Origin of the sequence: Acinetobacter sp. C32I, from assembly GCF_023702715.1 — a bacterium.
Taxonomy (GTDB): Bacteria; Pseudomonadota; Gammaproteobacteria; order Pseudomonadales; family Moraxellaceae; genus Acinetobacter.
Genome location: NZ_CP098480.1, coordinates 1,927,215 through 1,946,292, shown reverse-complemented (window position 1 = coordinate 1,946,292; position 19,078 = coordinate 1,927,215). Strand labels below are relative to the sequence as shown.

Below are 19,078 nucleotides of genomic sequence, written 5' to 3'. Positions count from 1 at the left end.
CCACATGAGCCAATTCAAATTAAATGGCAAAGTCGCTTTAATTACAGGTGCAAACTCAGGTATAGGCGCAGTCACTGCAAGAGAATTAGCACTACAAGGCTATCATGTCTTTTTAGCGTGCCGCTCTCAAAAGAAAGCACAAGCTGTACTTCAAGAAATCCAAAGTCTTAGTTTTGGGCGAGCAAAGGCGGAATTTATAGAGTTAGATCTAGCTGATTTAGACTCTGTACGTCAGTGTGCGGCACAATTTCTTTCCAGAAACTTAGCCTTGCATTTACTCATTGCCAATGCTGGCTTGGCAGGCCAGAAGGGAATGACTCAATCAGGCTTTGAACTCACATTCGGCGTTTGCCATGTTGGACATTTTCTTTTAACGCAATTACTGACTGAAAAATTAATTGAATCAAAACCTGCACGGGTAGTTGTAGTTTCGAGTAAGGCACACCGACATGTTCAAGGTATTGATTTCAATGCTGTGTTGAAAACAACCAAGAGTTTTGGTGGCTTGAAAGAGTATGGAGTGGCCAAACTTGCAAATATTCTTTTCGTGAAAGAACTTGGTCGTCGCTTATATGGTACAGGCGTCACCGCCTATGCCATACATCCTGGTGTGGTTTCAACTAATGTCTGGCGAGGTTTGCCACAACCGCTAGTTAAGTTAATTAGCCATTTTATGATTAGCCCTGAAGAGGGAGCAAAAACAACACTTTATTGTGCTACCCAACCGCAGCTTGCTGGTGATACAGGGTTCTATTATGAAGATTGTAAAGTCAAAGTTTCTTCACATGCTGCTCAGAATATAAATTTAGCCAATGAGCTGTGGGAAAAGAGCTTAAATTGGGCAAAACAATAAACCAAGTTTTAAGAATACAGGGACGTCTTCTTAATTTGATGAGGAGAATAAAATGGATAACTTTGTACCCCCAAAAGAAAACTATGGCAAATGGGGACGTGATTTAGAACGTTGGTATTTTGATCCAGTCTTTTTAAACTCGGATCAACTCAATATGGCAAAACCTGCGTTATTTGTTGGAAATCATACCTTGTATGGTCTTTTGGATGTGCCATTGTTTGTTGAACATATACGGGAGCAACATGGTATTCATTTACGATCTTTAGGGGATCGTATGCATTTTCATATTCCAGTATGGAAAGACATACTCACAAAAGGTGGTATGGTCTTAGGATCGCCAGGAAACTGTCATGCCCTGATGGAGAGTGGACAGTCAATCATTGTATTTCCTGGTGGTGCACGTGAAGTTATGCGTAGGAAAGGGGAAAAGTATCAGCTGATCTGGAAAAAACGTACTGGCTTTGCCCGTCTAGCAATAGAACATGGTTACGATATTATTCCATTTGCTTCTGTTGGAGCAGATGACTGCTTTGATATTGTTATAGATGCTAATGATATTCAACAGAATACAACTGCGCAGAAATTTCTTAAAACATTCAAACTGAATGATAAGTTAAGAGGTGGAGATATTTTGCCACCTATTCCTACGGGAGTAGGATATTTACCGATTCCCAAGCCACAACGCTTTTACTTTAGTTTTGGAGAGCGAATATCTACTTTAGATATTCCACATGATGAGCAAGGGATATGGCATATTCGTGAGCAAGTTGCACAATCTATTGAAGATCAAATCTCAGAATTGAAAAAATATAGATCAACTGATAAAAAGCAGAATTGGAGCTGGTTACGTAAGAAACTCACAAAAAGCTTTGATGAATAGTATTATCTGTATAATAATAGTCAAAATTGTTCAAATACTGCATTCTTGTTCAAAAGGTTTAAATTGTGCGTTTATCTTCATCACAGCAAAGAATTCATAAAACAGCATTAAAACTTTTTGCTGAAAAAGGCTCTACGAATATTAGTATAAGTGAGCTCGCTTCAGCTTCTGGTGTAGCTCGTGGCACTATTTATAATAATCAACTAGATCCTGATACATTGTTTGAAGACATTGCATCTCAACTCGCTGAAGAAATGAATGCGCGTGTTATTAAAACACTAGGAAATGAATCAGATTCGGCTATCCGTCTTGCTACGGGCATTCGTATGTATGTTCGTAGAGCGCATGAAGAGTCCGATTGGGGACGATTTATATGCCGTTTTGCTTTCAGTTCAAAATCACTAATGGCCTTATGGTCAAGTAGTGATTCACCATTGCCAGATGTAATGGCTGGTTTAGACAGTAAGCGATATACATTCCGTGAGGATCAACTACTTTCCATTATGTCTTTGATCGCAGGTTCAGTTTTAACATCTATTTTTCTCGTATTAGAAGGACATAAAACTTGGAGAGATGCGGGTACTGAAATTGCTGAGTTATTGCTATACGCAATGGGCGTAGATCGTGATGAAGCCTATGAGATTGCAAGAAGGGAATTACCGCCTTTATTAGAGCTATAAAAGAATATCTAAAAAAGCCTGAATTAAAATTTCAGGCTTTTTATCTAAATAGATCTCTATTTTTTAACTAATATATTGTTTTTCATGTGCTTTTAAAAAATTGCAAAGAAAAAGACCTAGTTCAAAAAGGATATACATAGGTATGGCTAATAAAGCCATTCTTAAAGCATCGGGTGGAGTTACAAACATAGCTATACCAAAACAGCCTACAATGATATATCTTCGGTTACTCTTTAAATTTTCAATTGGTACCATTCCAGTAAGGACTAATACAATAACTAATACAGGGATCTCAAAAGCTAAGCCAAAAACCAAAAAAAGTTTTAAGCAGAAACTTAAATAACTATTTATATCTGTCATCGGTAGTATATTATCAGGCGCAATATAAATAAAAAAATGTAAAATTGAAGGCAATATTAGCTGATAGGAGAAGGCTATACCACAATAGAATAATATAAAACTTAATATTAATAATTTTGAAATTAGTTGTTTTTCATTTTTATATAATGCCGGAGCAATGAATTTCCATACCTCTAATAATGAAAAAGGCATAATCAACATAAGTGTGAGATAAAAATTTAATTTAAAAGGTGACATAAAATTTGAGGCTATGTCTGTAGCAATCATCGTAGAATTAGGTGGAAGTTGCATCTGTAAAGGAGCAGATAGTAGTTGATAAGTATTTTTAGCAAAAGGTAATAAGCTAATAAAAGCGAGTAATATCATTATTACTATTTTTATTGTTAATTTTCTTATTTCATAAAGGTTTTTCGCAAGAGAGCTAGTAATGTATTCCCTATCATTCATGATTGTCTTCACCCTTTGTAGTAGGTTGATCAACGGATAAATGACTTGGGTTAGTTTTTTCTTTTGACTCTTGTTTAGTCAATTCTGAAATTTCATTTTTTATTTCTTTTATATAATTTCTAAGTTCAGTTTCAGTGCTTTTTAGTTTTTTAATTTCCTCATTGAGTTCTTGTTGAAATTTATTCACTTTCAGATCCTCATTTATGATACCTTGTAATTCTAGAATCATATTTTTGAGCATGAGATAATATTTACCCACTGTACGCGCTACAGTAGGAAGTCGCTCGGGACCTATAAAAATAATAGAGACAATTGAAAATAATATTAATTCGCTAAAACCTATATCTAACATAACTTTTAAACTTTATTATTTTCCTGATCTTGATCAGTAATTTTTTGATTGCTAGAAGTAGTACCGCTTTCTTCGTTTACCGAAGATCTAAAATCTTTAATAGCACCGCCAAGATCTTTCCCTAAATTTTTTAATTTAGAAGTACCAAAGACCAAAATAATCACAATCATCATGAGCAGAATATGCCATATCGACAATCCCATTGTTTTCTCCAATTTAAGAACATAAATTTCAAATAATTTTACATTAGTGTTCAAAAATACAGTATTTGTATAAAATTTTTTTGTTTAAAAATTATAAGAATTTGATTTATATAGAAATGGCGCAATTGATCAAGTGTGATTATTGTTGAACACATGTGTTAAATTGTCGTTTCTTACACTTAGGGTTAAAAAAAATATGGAACAGAACAAATTTCAGAATGTAGATATTACAGATGAGATAGATGTCAGCCGTAGAAATTTATTAAAGACATTTGCTTTAGCTGGTGTGGCCACTGCTGCTGGTGCTTCGGTCTTAGGCCGAAAAGTTTTTGAAAGTGAAACATTGTTATCCGGAAGTAATACTTCCTTAACGACTTCAACCGCCTTTGGTCCATCATCTAGCCAAGAAACGGAAAAAAACCTTATTGGCAATCTCATTGATAATTTTCAGGGAGGTAATTTTAGGATAGATGTTCATTGTCATCATATCCCTGATTTCTATCGTGAATCTTTAGCGAGCTATGGTATCACTCAGGCAGGAGGAGTGGATTTGCCAGAATGGTCACCAGAGCTAGCCGTTAAATTTATGAATAAATACAGTATTCAAACCCAAGTTTTATCAATCTCAGAACCAGGTGTTTTTTATATTCCTGAATTAAATAAACGTGTAGCGCTCGCACAAAAAATTAATGATTATACCTCTCAGGAACTAATCTATTCGCAGAATTCGGATCGTAGAGGTAGGTTCGGCGGATTTGCTGTTTTACCTTTAGGTGATTTGAGTACACAAGATTTACAAAATGCTTGTGATGAAGCTAAAAGAGCAATTAACACTTTGAAAATGGATGGTATTGGGCTATTTAGCAATTATTTCGGTACTTATCTCGGTGATCCAAAATTAGATCCATTAATGGAAACATTAAATGAGTTAGGTACTATGGTGTTTATTCATCCTGTTACACCGATGAGTACTCCAGATCTTGATTTGCCACATTTTTTATTTGAATTTCCTTTTGATACGACCCGCGCAGTTGTAAACATGATGTATAAGAATGTTCTACTAAAATATCCACGCATAAGATGGTTATTAGCGCATGCAGGAGGAGCTGTTCCATTCTTAGCTTATCGTACAACTCTATTACGTTATTATCCTGCGATTGCACAAAACTTTGGTATTTCACTGCTAGACGATGGTAATCTTGCTTATTCTCGTCTGTACTATGATACAGCGTTGTCTCCAGCACCTTCTGCGATGAAGTCTGTCAGGGAAGTAACCAGTGTAGAACATATTATGTTTGCTACGGATTGGCCTTTTTCTTCACAAATATTTGTTATACCGGGCGATCCAGCCCCGCAGTTAAAAGATACATTTAACTCTGATGAGCTTGATAAAGTTAATAGAGGGAATGCTTTGAATGAATTTCCTTTATTAAAACAGCGTCTTAATAACATAGTCTAGAAGTTGAAATTTTTAAGCCAATCGTTCTATGGGTATGAATTATTGGCTTAACTTTGCATTCTAGTCACAAATAATACCTTTAAAAATCAATTCAGTTTTAAAAAAGATGGAATTGATCCTGTTGAGGAATTATATGGGGATAAGACAAGATCAGAGCAATAATCAGCGTGGGGATAATGGGTCAAGATCGGGTAAATTTGAGTTTTATAAAAATAAAATTTAAACAAAACATAGTGTTATAGATTTGGTTCAACTGACGCCATCTCCACCAAAATTCGAAAAAGCCCTGAAATGAAAGTTTCGGGGCTTTTTTATACCGAAATTTAAGTATATTAAATTCAAATAAAATATAATTTATTTTAACTAGCTAGAGCTTAAAAATAATAACCAATATTAACGTTGACTTGATTTTCCCATTGATTGCTTCCTCCTGCAGCAAGACTTTGTCCATAACTACTACCACCGATATACGGATTATTTTTTCCAAATAACCATTCCGCAGCAATATAAACATTCTTCTTGTAGGTAAATGCGGAACCTAGTACGAGCTGCTCTGAATCTAAAAATGCTTTTTTTGTTTTATCGTATCGGCTGTAATGCAGATACACATTGAAATCATTGATATCCTTTACATTAAATTCTGGAATCTTATAGTTGAGATCTAAGCTGTAGAGCATGCCTTTATTGGCGATATTAAAAGTTCCATCATAAGAGCCGAAAGTTGTCTGATCATAGGGAGTATCAATCTGATTGAATATACTGATAAATTTAAGCCCTAAACGATCTTTATTTAGCCCATAATGCAGTGCGTAGACGCCACGATGACCTTCTTTATCCTCTTTTAGTTTTGACTTTAACTGAGCATAGTATGCAGAGATTCCATAGTTTGCTGACCAGCTGTCATTGTTTTGAGTATAGTTATATTGTAAGGCAACGGCATCTTGCTCTTTATAGTGCGTGCCATTCTCGAGATTTTCATCAGCAGGAATAAGCTGATTAGAATAATATGCCCCTTGGCTTGTTCCTTTGCCTTTCCACGGATTGGCGGCATAGTAAGCTGCATAGATTTCATGATTGTCTTTTTTATAATTATATTTTGCACCTAAGCGATATAAGTCTTCAATTCCTGCGATATAAGCCATCGACTCGATGACTGTACTGGTGTAATAGGGCTGAAAACCAATTGGAACTTGATTTAAACCGACTTGAATTGATTGCTGGGGATTTACTGCATACTCAAGATAGGCTTTTTTAGTGAAGTTAACATCACCAATATGATCGGTATAATCATAAGGATACGCACCACCCAAAACACGATGCTCGATGTGACCTGAGAGTTGGTCATAATAAAAATCGAGATTCACAATTGCTGTATCAAAACTTAACTTACGGATATCTCGGTCGGGATCGTAATCCAAGCGCATACGAACAGCTCCGCCAAGGTCTACACGATTTTGGGAGGCTTGCTTGGTATCTATTGTGTCATTTGCAGAACTTACAGCACTGAAAAGCATGCCTACATTGAACAAAATAATGGCTGAAATGGTCTGTGATTGAAATATTTGAGTCGATACAGTACGTCTCATCAAGGATGAGTTATTTAAAAAATTTTGCATATTTTGTCCTTAAATTATTTTGATCTGCCTTCCAGCAGCAAGATGTATTCCCTCGAGAAATCGAGTGTTTTAAATTGGTATTCTGAGTACCAAGAAAGCTATCCCGATCAAATCCTGTTTAATCGGGAGGAAATGAAAACTTATTCGACAGGCTTGTCGTAGAAAAAGGTTTTAATAATTGAGAGTAGTTGCAGCATAAAGATAAACAAGACACAGAAGCCGCCGCAAACGGCTAAATATTTAATCCCATCAATGCCTTGGCCACCGCCACCAAAGGCACTCATGATGATGGCAATTGAACCAATGAGAACACCCCAGATAATACGTTGATAGGACGGAGCTTCTTCACCAATCGGAACATTCTTGCTACACATACCTGCGATTGTGGTCGTGATACTGTTTGCAGCAACGGCGGAAGAAAACAGGGTTAAAACCAGAATCAGCGGTACGATGACGATACCTAATTTAAATGGAAGATGCTGTAAGAACGCCCATAGGCCAGACACTGCACCGTTATCCTTAATGATTTGGACTAAATCCAATACACCGCTTTGCTGTAAATAAAGCGATGTGCCTCCCCAAACTGAAAACCAGACGAGGGCAAAGCAAGAAGGCATAATCCAGTTCACGATAATGAACTCTTTTAAGGTACGACCATATGCGATCAGTGCCAAGAACATTCCCATCAATGGTGCATAAGCCACCCAAACCGCCCAGTCAAACAGCGTCCACCATTGAGTTAAAGCTGGACCGCCAATATCAATTGGATCTAGACCCCAAAGGAAGAAATTATCTAGCCAAATTGCCATACCCGCAGTAGATGATCTCAGGATGTAAAAGGTTGGGCCCGTAAGGAATAATAAAATCAGCAAGAAATATAAAACTTTCGATTTAATACTCGCTAGAATTTTAAAGCCTTTGTCTAAACCTAAATAAGATGAGAAGGTGAATAAGAAGGTGGTTAATGCACCTAACAGTACCCATAAAACTGTAGTGGCGTGATAGCCATAAGCGACTTTTAGACCTGTGACCACGACAGTCAAACCCGTACCTAGGCCTGATGCTAAGCTGAGGACGATTGCCATGGTCGCAAGCACATCAATGATATCTGCAATAATTCGATTCTGTGCGTATTTTCCGAGTAGAGGTTCTAAAGTTGCTGCAACAGATAAGCCTTTTTTCTTGTTGTAATACATATAAGCAGCGATTAAACCAGAGAGGGTATACATGGAGTAGGGAATAAAGCCCCAATTGTAAAAGACACGGCCTAGACTCCAAATCGCAGCACTGTGTGTCAATGGTTCTACCCCAACTTGGTTCAGCTCTCCGTATACATTACCAAAATAGATAATTGGTTCGTTCACTCCATAGGTGATTAAACCTGTGGCAACACCACTGCTGAGCGCCATGGCAAACCATCGACCAAAACTGGTGCTGGCTTTGGCATCTTTTCCACCGATACGGATATGTCCATAGCGAGATACCAATAAAATTCCGACCAAGATGAGCGAAATCATGGAGACCCATTGATATAACCAACCAAAATTTTGCAGAGACCAGTTAAAGAAATCTTTGGTCAGATTAATTAATGCTTCGCTATGTGAAATGCCTAAAACAACAGCGGAAGACATTAATAAAAATAAGGGAACAAAGACACCCCAGCGTACGGTTTTTACCTGTTTCGAAACACCTTCCATATACTCATCCTTATGTATTCGGTGGGAATAAGCTCATGACCTGCCACGTGTACATCCATGTGGCGTTTGTTTTTTGTTCGGAGTAAACATTACATGCTTTAGCATGTATATACAACTAAAGTTTTTATTTTAACCCCATGTTTTTTAATGAGATTAAAAGAATATGGGCGAGTGAAATTTTATCCCTGTTAATTGAATAACTGGATATTGATGAAATGAGTTTTGATCTTAAAACTAAGATTGAAAATAGAGTAAAAAATACTTTTAAATTTATGAGTCTAAAAGTAACGATGATTTAATCTAACTTTTCAATTTTATCTTCAATGATGTTTAAAAACGTACCATCGTGAATCATTCCTTTGATTTCATTGATAAAGCTATAGAAATAAGTATCTTGGTCTGAGATTTTGATACGTTGCTCTAATGCATAGATAATTGCCTGCATCGCAGGACTTCGTTTCTTATCTTTTGGCAGAAATTGATGAGCGTAATATCCAGATAACAGCTCAATGGCCAGAATGTATTCTAGCTTGTCGGCAATGGATATTGCCTTTTTTGAGGCATTATAGCCCATTGCCACATAGTCTTCTTGATTGCCGCAAGTTGGGGTGTTATCAATGGTTGCAGGGTGGGATAAGATGCGCATGTCATTCAAAAGCGCAGCTTGTGTATATTGTGGAATCATTAATCCTGAGTTCAACCCAGGCTGTCGGATCAGAAAATAAGAAAACCCAGATAAGCTGCCGTCAATCAAACGATTATTCCTGCGTTCAGACATTTTGGCTAAATTTGTGGCCGCAATTGCTGCTGTATCCATCGCCAAACCCACATAAGATGAGTCTGGATTACAAGCTGAAATAATTTCTTGCTGATTTTGATCATGCCAAACGATAGGATTATCGCAACATGCGTTCATTTCAATTTCAATTGTGATCAGTGCATCATTCAGAACTTTCTTTGCAGCACCATGCAGTTGTGGGATACATCTGAGTGAGAGTGCATCTTGTAATTTGGTTGGATGTTTAAGTAGGGCCAGTTCCGAATCTTTTAGTAACCGTCGAATATTCGATGCCGTTTGTGCCTGCTCAGGATGAGGGCGAACCTTCATCACGCGTTCATCAAAGGCAATAAGGATTCCTTCGAGTGATTCGAGACTGAGGGCTGCGATAATATCCGCGGACTTGGCCGCATTTTGTAGATCATATAAAGCTAAACTGGCAAGGGCGGTAGTCGAGGTGGTACCTGAGATTAAGGCTAAGCCTTCTTTTGCTTGCAACTGTAGTGGAGGGATATTTTCCGCAGCAAAGACGTCTCGGGATGCACGTAATTCTCCTTGGTAGTAAAGCTGACCACGTCCCGTGAGCGTCAGTGCTAAATGAGCTTCTGGTGCCAAGTAACCAACCGAGCCTTCTCGTGGCATCCACGGAACTAAATTTAGGTTTAAAAATTGACGAATTCTCTCGAGTACTTCAAAACGTACACCGCTATAACCTTGACCTAGGTTTTGTAGAATCATCAGCATACAGGCGCGTGCTTGTTCTTCGTTTAGTGGTTCACCAACAGAAACGGCATGAGATAAAATTAAATTTTCTTGTAATTCTGCGGTTTGTTGTTGCGAGATTTTTTCTGAACATAGGGCACCAAAGCCTGTGGTAATCCCGTACATCGGTTCATCACTTGACATCATATCTTCAAGAACGGCCCGTGATTTTTTTACCCGAGCAACATAGTGTTCTGAGAATTCAAGTTGAGATTTAAAGCGGGCAATTTGAATAAAGGTCTCTATATCAATTTTGTCGCCTAATTGAATGGTCATCGTTTCGTCCTGATACGTTGCTTTCATGTTTGAAAACAGATGCATTTCTTTTTGATGTTACTCAAGAAAAGCATTTCCCTCGCTCTTCACTATAGGAAGGTTTTATTTCCTACGCTGGTGCATAAAACACAGTTTCTTTATATACCTACTTTGATCTCGGCATTGTTGGTCTACAGCACATACACTTTTTCCATAAAAATTCAGAAAAGAATGATAATGAAAGATTGAGATGTGTTTACTTGTATATACATATGTATACTAAATTGAGACTAGATTGAAAACTTATTTTTAAAAATATTTTATATCTTTTTGATTTTATAAGTTAAATTTTATAGCTGAGCTTTCTTTATGGTACTTCGTAACGTAGAAGTCATTGTTTGGAAGGATTGTTCGCATGGTTACTGTGCTTAGAAAGCAAGAAGGGGTATTGAAATAAAGGAACTAGATTTGGACTTTTTAAATTAGCCCGTTTAAGGAAGTCTCTAATAAAGGGCTTGGAAGAAATTATATATTGGGTTGAACGGAGAGCTTAGTAGAGCTGAATTTCAATATTAGGAGAGGGGAAAATATATTATTCCCCATCCTCACCCGCCACATAAACAGGCGACATTTGTCTCGCATCAAGTGGCTGCTTACAACAATCACAAGTTAGGCTTGGGCTGGTCACATGCCCACAGCTTTTGTGCAGGTAACGCAGCTCAGGAAATTGCTTGTTTTCATTCTGCCAAATATTGCCCCATGTACTCATGGTGACAATAATCGGGTAGAGTGCTAAACCCTTTTCAGTCAGCTTATACTCATAACGTTTTGGTGCTTCGTGATAGAGCACTTTCTCAAAAATCTTGTGTTCGACCAAACGGTTAATCCGCTCGGTGAGCAAATGACGGGTGATGCCCAACTGCTTTTGAAAATCATCAAAACGACGGGTTTTCATAAAAGCATTACGAATAATCAGCAGGGTCCAACGGTCGCCAAAAATCGACAAAGTCCGTGCAATTGGACAATTCATTTCACCGAGTTCATGCCATTTCATCGCAATACCATCTATATGTCTTTACAGGAAGCAGGCTGTCATTTTAGGACAACTTGAACGATTAAGATATCCGCTTTATTGACAACTTATCATAGCAGCTATATTTTTCAATTAAGTTCTTTTTTGGAACTTAATATTTTGAGATCTATTCTTGAGGTGAGTTATGTCTGCGTCAGCGTTAAAAGAAAAATCAAAGCAAAAGATACCTGCATCATTTCCAGTCCGCCGTATGGATTATGAATTTCAGGATATGCCCAAATATTGGTGTAATGATGAGCCAACCTTTACCCATTATTTCACAGGACTGTCCACCCTATTTCCAGAAGGAGAGTCTTACTTTGTTCGTTCTGTCAGGGCTTTACGAGATCAAGTCAAAAGCAACCCGCAACTGGATCGTGATATTGGCGCATTCATTGGTCAGGAAGCCATGCACTCCAAAGAACATCATGCCTTCCATGTCAGTGCACAACAATATGGGCTAGATCCTGAATCATTGGAAAAAGTGACAGGGATTATCCTTAAAGCCATTGAACGCACTTTTCCGAAAAAGTGGAATCTATTGGTCACCGTTGGCTTGGAACATTACACCGCGGTACTGGTGGTGGAGATGATGAAAAACGTCAATGAATTAATGACCGATACTACTATTCGGAATCTATGGTTATGGCACAGTGTGGAAGAAACTGAACACAAAGCGGTTGCCTATGACATGTATGAATATCTCTATGGCAAAGGTTTAGATGCTTATATCCCACGGGTTGCGATTTTTAGCCTGAGCTTGGTGCTTATCACAACTTTCTCTAATGTCTATCAAGTGGTGTTGATGTCGAGAGATAAGCAATTACTGAATCTAAAATCATGGGCTAAATTTGCAGGCTTTACTGTACAAGCCTATCGAAAATTGGTGCCACAATTTTTTTCTTATTATCGTCGTGACTTTCATCCCAATGATACTGATGAGTCTGAAATTGTTGCAAAAACCAAAATCAAAATTGGTTTGTCTCCTGAGCAGTCGACTTTTGTGCATTAATAACATTAATAAATTGTATAGAAAATCATCGGCACAGATGCATCGCCAAAGGGATAAATATCTGTAAGATAAGTGGAGTGAGCACCAAGCTGCTCGCTTGTCGCAGAGATGAATTCAATAAAAAATGGATAGATAACAATGAGTACAGTGGTCTTACATCAATGGGAAATTTCACCATTCTGCAAAAAAGTCGCACGGATGTTAGCGTTTAAAGGCATCCCATTTGAAACCGTGAATTATAACGGGGTATTGGGGGCCAAAGTCCCAATGCTGAGTAAAGTAGGTAAAGTGCCTGTGCTGGACATTAACGGACAGCGCATTCAGGACAGTACCCGCATTGCCCGTTATCTGGATGAGGCCTATCCAGATTTACCACTTTTATATCCTGTAGATCCATTACAAAAAGCCTATGTCGAATTGTGGGAAGACTGGTCGGATGAGTTGTTATATTTCTATGAGGTGTATTTCCGTGTTAGTGATGCCGATGCCTTAAATCAAGCGGTGGCCATTAGTGCAGAGGGTCGTCCCAAGCATGAAATTGTATTGATGAAACCTTTGCTAAAGGCAGCTCTGAATATGCAAGTGAAGATGCAAGGCACAGGGCGGATGGCAAAGGCTGATATCGAAGCAGAATTTACACATCACTTAGAGCGTATTGAATTGGTGTTAGGTCAAACGGGTTGGTTGGTCGGTGAGAGCAAAACCATTGCCGATATTGCAGTCGGTTCTCAACTGTTAGAGGTAATACGCACCAGTAAAATTTGGGGACCAAAAATTAACAGCTATCCTCATATTCAGCACTGGATACAACAATTATGAATCAGGTCAATCGAGATTCGACCCAGCCAACAGGTATTGTCGTCGTGATTGGTGTTGGGGCAGAGCAAGGCATTGGTGCTGCGGTGTGTCGCCGTTTTGCCCATGAGCAATTTAAAGTTTATGTGGTGGGGCGGACGCTCAATAAAGTTGAAAAGGTGGCTGCAACAATTAATGGTCAAGGTGGGCAGGCAGTGGCTTATGCACTGGATGCTGAAAATGAGCAACAGGTGCAGGCTTTGTTTGAGCATTTAAGCGATCAGCCAGAAGCTCTGGCAGCGGTGATTCATAATGTGGGCGGTAATATTCCTTCGATCTTTTTACAGAGCAGTTTAAAGTTTTTTAGCCAAATGTGGCGTTCGACATTTTTATCTGCGGTATTGGTGGCGCAGTGTAGTTTGCCCATTTTTCAAAAACAGCAGCAGGGCACCTTGATTTTTACGGGTGCCAGTGCCTCATTACGAGGGAAACCTTTTTTTGCCGCATTTACCATGGGCAAATCTGCGTTGAGAAGCTATGCCTTAAATTTGGCAGCACTATATCGCCCTCAAAATATCCATGTGGCGCATGTTGTGGTGGATGGCATGGTCGATGGTGATCGTGTCAATAAAGCCTTATGGGGCTTGGGGCGGCTGGCGCGGTTAACTCGTGGCACAGGTGGTTTAAATATTGAAGCAATTGCCGAAAATTACTGGATGCTCTATCAGCAAAATGCTGACTTATGGACCCATGAACTGGATTTACGTCCTTATCAGGAGAAATTCTAAGATGAGTAAGTTGTTACCACAATGGTTTAAATCCAAACAAAAAGCGAAGGGCTGTATTGTGATCGTGGGCAATGATGTCCAGCAATTGAGCCAACTTTTTGCTGAGCAAGTTCAGGCCGATGCTATGCCAGTTTATCAACTGCAGCATGATGTGACAAAAAACCAGCCACAGATCGAGGCTCAAGCGGAAGGGCCGACCGCTGTTCGCCTGAATTTGCTTGATGCTACTGCGCTAAAAAGTGTTATACAGCAGATTCAGAAAGCAGGGCATTTTGTCGATTTATGCATTTTTCAGCCTGACTTTGTGTTGGCTGAAAATAGCCAGCTATTGTCCGCTGAACAGCTTGAGTCCTATTGGCAAAACACGGGCTTAACTGCGGTCAGTATTGCCCAAGTTGTAATTCGGCAGATGCTGCCGAAACAGCAAGGCACCTTGATCTTTTTAGGGACTCAACAACCAGTCGAATCGGAGCAGGATTTATTCAGTCAAAGCATGTCTGCCAGTATTCGCGCCTTAGCACAGTCCTTAGCTAGAGAGTTCCACCCCAAGGGCATTCATGTGGTGTATTGTGTGGTACCGCATGGGCAAAATCATGAATTGATGCAATCGCTGCAACAGACCTGTTGGCACTTATACCAACAACCTAAATCGACATGGAGTCAGGAACTGCGCTTAGGATTATAAAATCATGCGGATTCAATCGTTGAGCTGAAATGCATCATAGAGCATGCGGATGATGTTTGAAATTTCTGTTTCATTAATGGCGGCATAACCAAAGCGGATATGAAAATGCTCATTGGATTGCTGACTTTGCTCGGCAAAATGCGCTTCGGCATCAATATGCAGTTGATTCAGTAGCTCGGCATATTCAGCACGATAGGGAAATTTAAATTTGACCCATAAGGCCATGCCCCCCAGCGGTGAGTTTATTTCGACCTGATCTTTAAATACCGTTTGGAAGCTATTCAGTGCAAAGTCGCGCCGTTGTTGATAGATCTTGCGCATCTTGCGGATATGCCGTTTGATTTCTCCTTGTTGCATCAGTTCCGCCATCGCCAGTTCAGTGATGATATTGCCTTGTTTATCGATCAATAAAATATCCTGATTCATGGCATGGATGATGTCTCGATTGGCGACCACATAACCAATTCGTAGACTTGGGGCAAACACCTTGGACAGCGAACCAATATGAATCACCTTTTCTGCATGCGGTAAGCTGATCAGCGGTGGAATTGGACGACTGTCATAGTGAAACTCATGATCATAGTCATCTTCAATAATATAAAAATCAAATGCTTTCGATAGTTCCAATAGCTTTAGGCGTCGATCCATGGCCATGGTTACGGTGCTGGGATATTGATGATGTGGGGTGGTGTAAATTGCAGCCACAGCGTATTTTTCTAATATTTCTTCAAGATGCTGGATATCAAGACCGTGTTGATCCAATCGAACCCGAACGATGTGATAATGATGCGATAAAAAGGTTTCGACAGCAGGAGGATAAGACCAGTGTTCCACCACTATGACTTTGCGTGGTGAGCTTTGTTTAGCTAGCACACGAGCCGCTAAAAAAATCCCCATTTGGCTACCACGAACCACACAAATATTCTCGATGCTGGTTTTAATAAAACGTTCCATCGACAGCATTTGCAGCAATGCCTGACGTAACTCAATACTGCCTTGTGGATCGCCATAGCCCATGATTTGAGAACGGGTCACTTGAATCAGGGCATGTCGATAAGCACGGGAAAATAACTCATAAGGGATTAGGCGGGTATCTGGAATGCCATCATTCTTAATTGCTACTGGACTGATTGTATTGGATGAAGGATTGGGTTCTGCCACCGCATTGATTTTTTTATGTTTTAACTCGGGCAGGTTCTCCGCCACAAAAGTGCCTTGGCGGGGTTTTGAGATCAGCCAACCTTGTGCTTCTAAATCCTCATAAACCGACTGTACGGTTTTACGATTAATTTTTAATTCATCGGCGAGCGAGCGGGAGCCAGATAAGCGCGAACCTGAGCTGAGCCGTCCAGACAGAATCTCTTCAATAATCTGATTGGCCAACTTGAGAAAGATGGTTTTTTCTTCTCGGTCTTCAAGATGAAGACGAATCTTCCATGGCTGCTGCATGCTGATCTGGACCATATAAGTTTTAAAAACTGGATATTTTAACCCATCCACTGACTTCGTATTCTGCATCTGTCCCATCCACAAATCAACCGTAGCGAGGTGGTCTTATGCAAACCGCATTACTCAGCAAACAGCAATTGATGCAAACTGCGCAGCAGAGTATGAATTTGATCCAAGAGGTCAATTACAGTGATCGACAGAAGTTGGCTTTAACCTGTCGTATTTTATTTGATCATGGTCATGATGCAGGCTTGGCAGGGCAAATTACCTGTCGTGCCGAGCAAGAAAATAGCTTTATTACGCAACGTTTTGGTTTGGGTTTTGACGAAATTACCGCAGCCAATTTATTGGTCGTGGATCAAGACCTCAAACCTTTAGATCAGCAAGGCATGGCCAATCCAGCCAACCGTTTTCATACCTGGATTTATCAGCAACATCCTGAAGTGAATTGCATTATTCATACCCATCCCACTCATATTGCTGCCTTGTCGATGCTAGGTGTGCCACTCGCCATCTCGCAAATGGATACCTGTGCCTTGTATGAGGATTGCTCTTTTGTCGGTGAATGGCCGGGAGTGCCAGTCGGTAATGAAGAAGGCATTTTTATTTCCGAAGCTTTAGGAAAAAATCGGGCGGTATTGTTGTCTCATCATGGCCAATTGGTGGCAGGCAAGAGCATTGAAGAAGCCTGTAATTTAGCGCTGTTGATTGAGCGTGCCGCACGTTTGCAACTGTTAGCCATGTCGGCAGGGCAGATTCAACCGATTCCGCATGAACTGGCAAAAGAAGCGCATGACTGGCTGTCTACCGATAAGCGTAACAAAGTCAATTTTGCCTATTATGCACGTAAGGCATTGAAAAACCATCAAGAGTGTATCGAGGAGTAAATCATATGAAAATTGAAGGCATTATTGCTTATCCCGTCACGCCATTTAAAGCAGACGGCCAACAGCTTGATCTTGAGGCCCTGAGCATCACTCTAAATGCATTGCTTGAATCACAATGTGATGCGATTGCACCTTTGGGCAGTGCAGGGGAAAGTGCCTATTTAACTTGGCAAGAATGGCAGCAGGTGGCGCAAACCACAATTGCAGTGGTGAATCAGCGTGTTCCAGTGATTGTCGGGATTTCTGAACTGACCACTGTCATGGCGATTCAAAAAGCCAAGAAAGCGGAGGAATTGGGTGCAGATGTGATTATGGTGATTCCAGTGTCTTACTGGAAACTCACTGATCAGGAAATCTATGATTATTATCAGCAGATTGCCGCATCGGTAAAATTGCCGATCATGGTCTATAACAATCCTGCCACCAGCGGGATTGATATGACACCTGAATTGATCGTGAAGATGTTTAATGAGATCGACAATATTTGCATGGTCAAAGACAGCACTGGTGATATTCAGCGCATGCATAAATTTCATGCATTGAGCCGAGGAAAGTTGCCATTTTATAACGGTTCTAATCCATTGGCGCTAGAAGCCTTCTGTGCTGGAGCAACAGGTTGGTGTACTGCTGCGCCGAATTTGTTGGGTCATCTGCCAAAGCAATTGTATCAAGCGATTCAACAAGGTGATCTGCCAAAAGCGCAGGCGATATTTTATCAGCAATTACCTGTGCTGAGCTTTATTGTCAAAGGTGGCTTACCGAAAACAGTAAAATCGGGACTCAACTTATTGGGCTTCTCGGTTGGTTCGCCAAGATCGCCTTTGCAAGCTGCGACAGGGGCTGAAATTGAGCAGTTAAAAGGCTTGATACAAGCGGCTGTAAAATAATTATGTTGGCGTCAGGTCGAGATGCACCGACCTGACCTAAATATATTCTGGGCAGCTTAAGTTTGAGTTTGACGAAATTGACTGGGTGTAAGCCCACTCCATTTCTTAAAGGCACGGGCAAAGTTGGCCGGTTGTAGATAGCCTAAGTACAGTGCAATATCCTGTACTTCCATGTGTGGATTGAGTAACAGCTGTTTGGCCTGTTGATATCTGACTTCATCTAATAACCCCAGATAAGAATAACCTGCTTGATCTAACTTTCGTCTTAGGGTTCTGCTGGAGGTATGCAAGCGTTCGGCAATGCTATCTAAACTCGGGTAGCCTTTTTGTGGAGTGAGCTGCAACTCGGTTTTGACCCTGAGTCCAATATCTTGAATGGTTTCGGAAAAACGGATTTGTTCGGCTTCACATTGGGCCAAGGCCTGTTGAAAAGCCGTTGGATCTGCCATTTTGGTGCAGAGGTTAAGGATGGCAGCAGGATAACGAATTTGATTGTGAGTTTGATTAAAGCGAATGCTTGGAAGTTGGGGCTGAAATTTTTGATGGTAGGGCGGTTCAGCCCAGTCGACATGCAGTTCAACATCCGAAAAATCATGCTCAGCCAAGGCCTGTGCTGTGTGAACCACGCCAATCATCAGGCATTCATAAAAGAAACGTCTCAGTATTTCGGCTTGCACAAGCTGCTGACTGACCACGGGATGGGTTTGCTGAATTTCAATAACTGAAACGAGATTTTCTTGGTAACAATCAATGCGATAATCTTTGAGCCGCATATTAAAAAATTGACTGGCCAAGGCAATAGCATGTTTGAGCGAGGGGCTGCTCATTAGGGCATAACCCATTGGACCATGCGCAGTTAAACGAAGTTTCAGCCCATATTCATATCCCAGACCACAGTCTTGCGCCAGCCCTAAACTGACCCATGCCAATTTAGACCACTGAATCGGGGTGATTCGGGCATCGACCTGATGTAGAAGTGCTGACGGTATTTTGCTTTGGTATAGAATTTCGGAAGCAGAAAAGCCTTTTTCAACCATGATTTCTAATAATAAATGTGCATAAGAAATCGGGATAGTCGCTTTGGACAAGCCATAGGGATCTTTCATTTTTTTATTTTATGCTGGCCGAAAATGATTAGCAGTATGGCTGAATTACCGCTCA

19 protein-coding genes are annotated in these 19,078 nt (G+C 40.1%); 10 read left to right on the top strand and 9 right to left on the bottom strand.

Annotation, left to right across the window (positions count from 1 at the left end):
• The first annotated feature begins 4 nt into the window (after window positions 1-4).
• From NDN13_RS09350 to NDN13_RS09340, 3 genes are all read left to right on the top strand, one after another.
• Window positions 5-853: an SDR family oxidoreductase gene (locus NDN13_RS09350; RefSeq protein WP_251118043.1), complete on the top strand. Its 849-nt coding sequence runs from the start codon at window positions 5-7 to the stop codon at window positions 851-853.
• 52 nt (window positions 854-905) lie between these two features.
• Window positions 906-1,733 carry a lysophospholipid acyltransferase family protein gene (locus NDN13_RS09345; RefSeq protein WP_159883797.1) on the top strand — a complete coding sequence of 276 codons (828 nt, stop codon included), beginning with the start codon at window positions 906-908 and terminating at the stop codon, window positions 1,731-1,733.
• Window positions 1,734-1,798: 65 nt separating this feature from the next.
• Window positions 1,799-2,413, top strand: a complete 615-nt coding sequence (locus NDN13_RS09340) for a TetR/AcrR family transcriptional regulator (protein ID WP_005314005.1) — start codon at window positions 1,799-1,801, stop codon at window positions 2,411-2,413.
• Window positions 2,414-2,476: 63 nt separating this feature from the next.
• Here NDN13_RS09340 and tatC read toward each other — a convergent pair whose 3' ends face one another.
• From tatC to NDN13_RS09325, 3 genes are read right to left on the bottom strand one after another with little or no spacing between them, the layout of a single operon-like run.
• Window positions 2,477-3,220: a twin-arginine translocase subunit TatC gene (gene tatC / locus NDN13_RS09335; protein WP_251118042.1), complete on the bottom strand. Its 744-nt coding sequence runs from the start codon at window positions 3,218-3,220 to the stop codon at window positions 2,477-2,479.
• Complete coding sequence (gene tatB, locus NDN13_RS09330; RefSeq protein ID WP_251118041.1) at window positions 3,213-3,572, bottom strand: Sec-independent protein translocase protein TatB; 360 nt, start codon at window positions 3,570-3,572, stop codon at window positions 3,213-3,215. The genes tatC and tatB overlap by 8 nt, the downstream gene beginning before the upstream one ends.
• Window positions 3,573-3,577: 5 nt before the next feature.
• Window positions 3,578-3,775, bottom strand: coding sequence for a Sec-independent protein translocase subunit TatA (locus tag NDN13_RS09325; RefSeq protein WP_251118040.1), 198 nt, complete (start codon window positions 3,773-3,775; stop codon window positions 3,578-3,580).
• Window positions 3,776-3,971: 196 nt separating this feature from the next.
• Here NDN13_RS09325 and NDN13_RS09320 point away from each other — a divergent pair, with 196 nt between their 5' ends.
• Window positions 3,972-5,234 (top strand): amidohydrolase family protein, encoded by a 1,263-nt coding sequence (locus tag NDN13_RS09320; RefSeq protein WP_251118039.1) that lies wholly within the window; start codon window positions 3,972-3,974, stop codon window positions 5,232-5,234.
• Window positions 5,235-5,608: 374 nt separating this feature from the next.
• Here the strand turns inward: NDN13_RS09320 and NDN13_RS09315 are convergent, their stop codons facing one another.
• The 4 genes from NDN13_RS09315 to NDN13_RS09300 form a co-directional block, all read right to left on the bottom strand.
• Entirely contained in the window at window positions 5,609-6,850 is a 1,242-nt protein-coding gene (locus NDN13_RS09315; protein WP_251118038.1) for a hypothetical protein, read from the bottom strand.
• Window positions 6,851-6,990: 140 nt separating this feature from the next.
• Entirely contained in the window at window positions 6,991-8,547 is a 1,557-nt protein-coding gene (locus tag NDN13_RS09310; protein ID WP_251118037.1) for a BCCT family transporter, read from the bottom strand.
• A gap of 295 nt (window positions 8,548-8,842) precedes the next feature.
• The gene (locus NDN13_RS09305; protein ID WP_251118036.1) at window positions 8,843-10,363 is read right to left on the bottom strand and encodes an HAL/PAL/TAL family ammonia-lyase; all 1,521 of its coding nucleotides are present in this window, start codon (window positions 10,361-10,363) and stop codon (window positions 8,843-8,845) included.
• 571 nt (window positions 10,364-10,934) lie between these two features.
• Window positions 10,935-11,396 carry a winged helix-turn-helix transcriptional regulator gene (locus NDN13_RS09300; protein ID WP_159884695.1) on the bottom strand — a complete coding sequence of 154 codons (462 nt, stop codon included), beginning with the start codon at window positions 11,394-11,396 and terminating at the stop codon, window positions 10,935-10,937.
• Between the two features lie 163 nt (window positions 11,397-11,559).
• Here NDN13_RS09300 and NDN13_RS09295 point away from each other — a divergent pair, with 163 nt between their 5' ends.
• From NDN13_RS09295 to NDN13_RS09280, 4 genes are all read left to right on the top strand, one after another.
• Entirely contained in the window at window positions 11,560-12,426 is an 867-nt protein-coding gene (locus NDN13_RS09295; protein ID WP_241271302.1) for a metal-dependent hydrolase, read from the top strand.
• A gap of 138 nt (window positions 12,427-12,564) precedes the next feature.
• A complete protein-coding gene (locus NDN13_RS09290; RefSeq protein WP_251118035.1) occupies window positions 12,565-13,245 on the top strand; it encodes a glutathione S-transferase family protein in 681 nt (226 codons plus the stop codon).
• Window positions 13,242-14,009, top strand: a complete 768-nt coding sequence (locus tag NDN13_RS09285; RefSeq protein WP_251118034.1) for an SDR family NAD(P)-dependent oxidoreductase — start codon at window positions 13,242-13,244, stop codon at window positions 14,007-14,009. The genes NDN13_RS09290 and NDN13_RS09285 overlap by 4 nt, the downstream gene beginning before the upstream one ends.
• A gap of 1 nt (window position 14,010) precedes the next feature.
• Entirely contained in the window at window positions 14,011-14,694 is a 684-nt protein-coding gene (locus tag NDN13_RS09280) for a Rossmann-fold NAD(P)-binding domain-containing protein (RefSeq protein WP_251118033.1), read from the top strand.
• Between the two features lie 12 nt (window positions 14,695-14,706).
• On the opposite strand, the gene pdxR is transcribed toward NDN13_RS09280, so the two are convergent.
• Window positions 14,707-16,212 carry a MocR-like pyridoxine biosynthesis transcription factor PdxR gene (pdxR, locus tag NDN13_RS09275; RefSeq protein ID WP_251118032.1) on the bottom strand — a complete coding sequence of 502 codons (1,506 nt, stop codon included), beginning with the start codon at window positions 16,210-16,212 and terminating at the stop codon, window positions 14,707-14,709.
• 38 nt (window positions 16,213-16,250) lie between these two features.
• Here pdxR and NDN13_RS09270 point away from each other — a divergent pair, with 38 nt between their 5' ends.
• Together NDN13_RS09270 and NDN13_RS09265 are read left to right on the top strand one after the other, a co-directional pair.
• On the top strand, window positions 16,251-17,030 hold the full coding sequence (locus NDN13_RS09270) for an aldolase (protein WP_251118031.1): 780 nt from the start codon (window positions 16,251-16,253) through the stop codon (window positions 17,028-17,030).
• Between the two features lie 5 nt (window positions 17,031-17,035).
• Window positions 17,036-17,917 carry a dihydrodipicolinate synthase family protein gene (locus NDN13_RS09265; RefSeq protein ID WP_251118030.1) on the top strand — a complete coding sequence of 294 codons (882 nt, stop codon included), beginning with the start codon at window positions 17,036-17,038 and terminating at the stop codon, window positions 17,915-17,917.
• Window positions 17,918-17,973: 56 nt separating this feature from the next.
• On the opposite strand, the gene NDN13_RS09260 is transcribed toward NDN13_RS09265, so the two are convergent.
• Window positions 17,974-19,023, bottom strand: coding sequence for a helix-turn-helix transcriptional regulator (locus tag NDN13_RS09260; RefSeq protein WP_251118029.1), 1,050 nt, complete (start codon window positions 19,021-19,023; stop codon window positions 17,974-17,976).
• Between the last annotated feature and the right edge of the window lie 55 nt (window positions 19,024-19,078).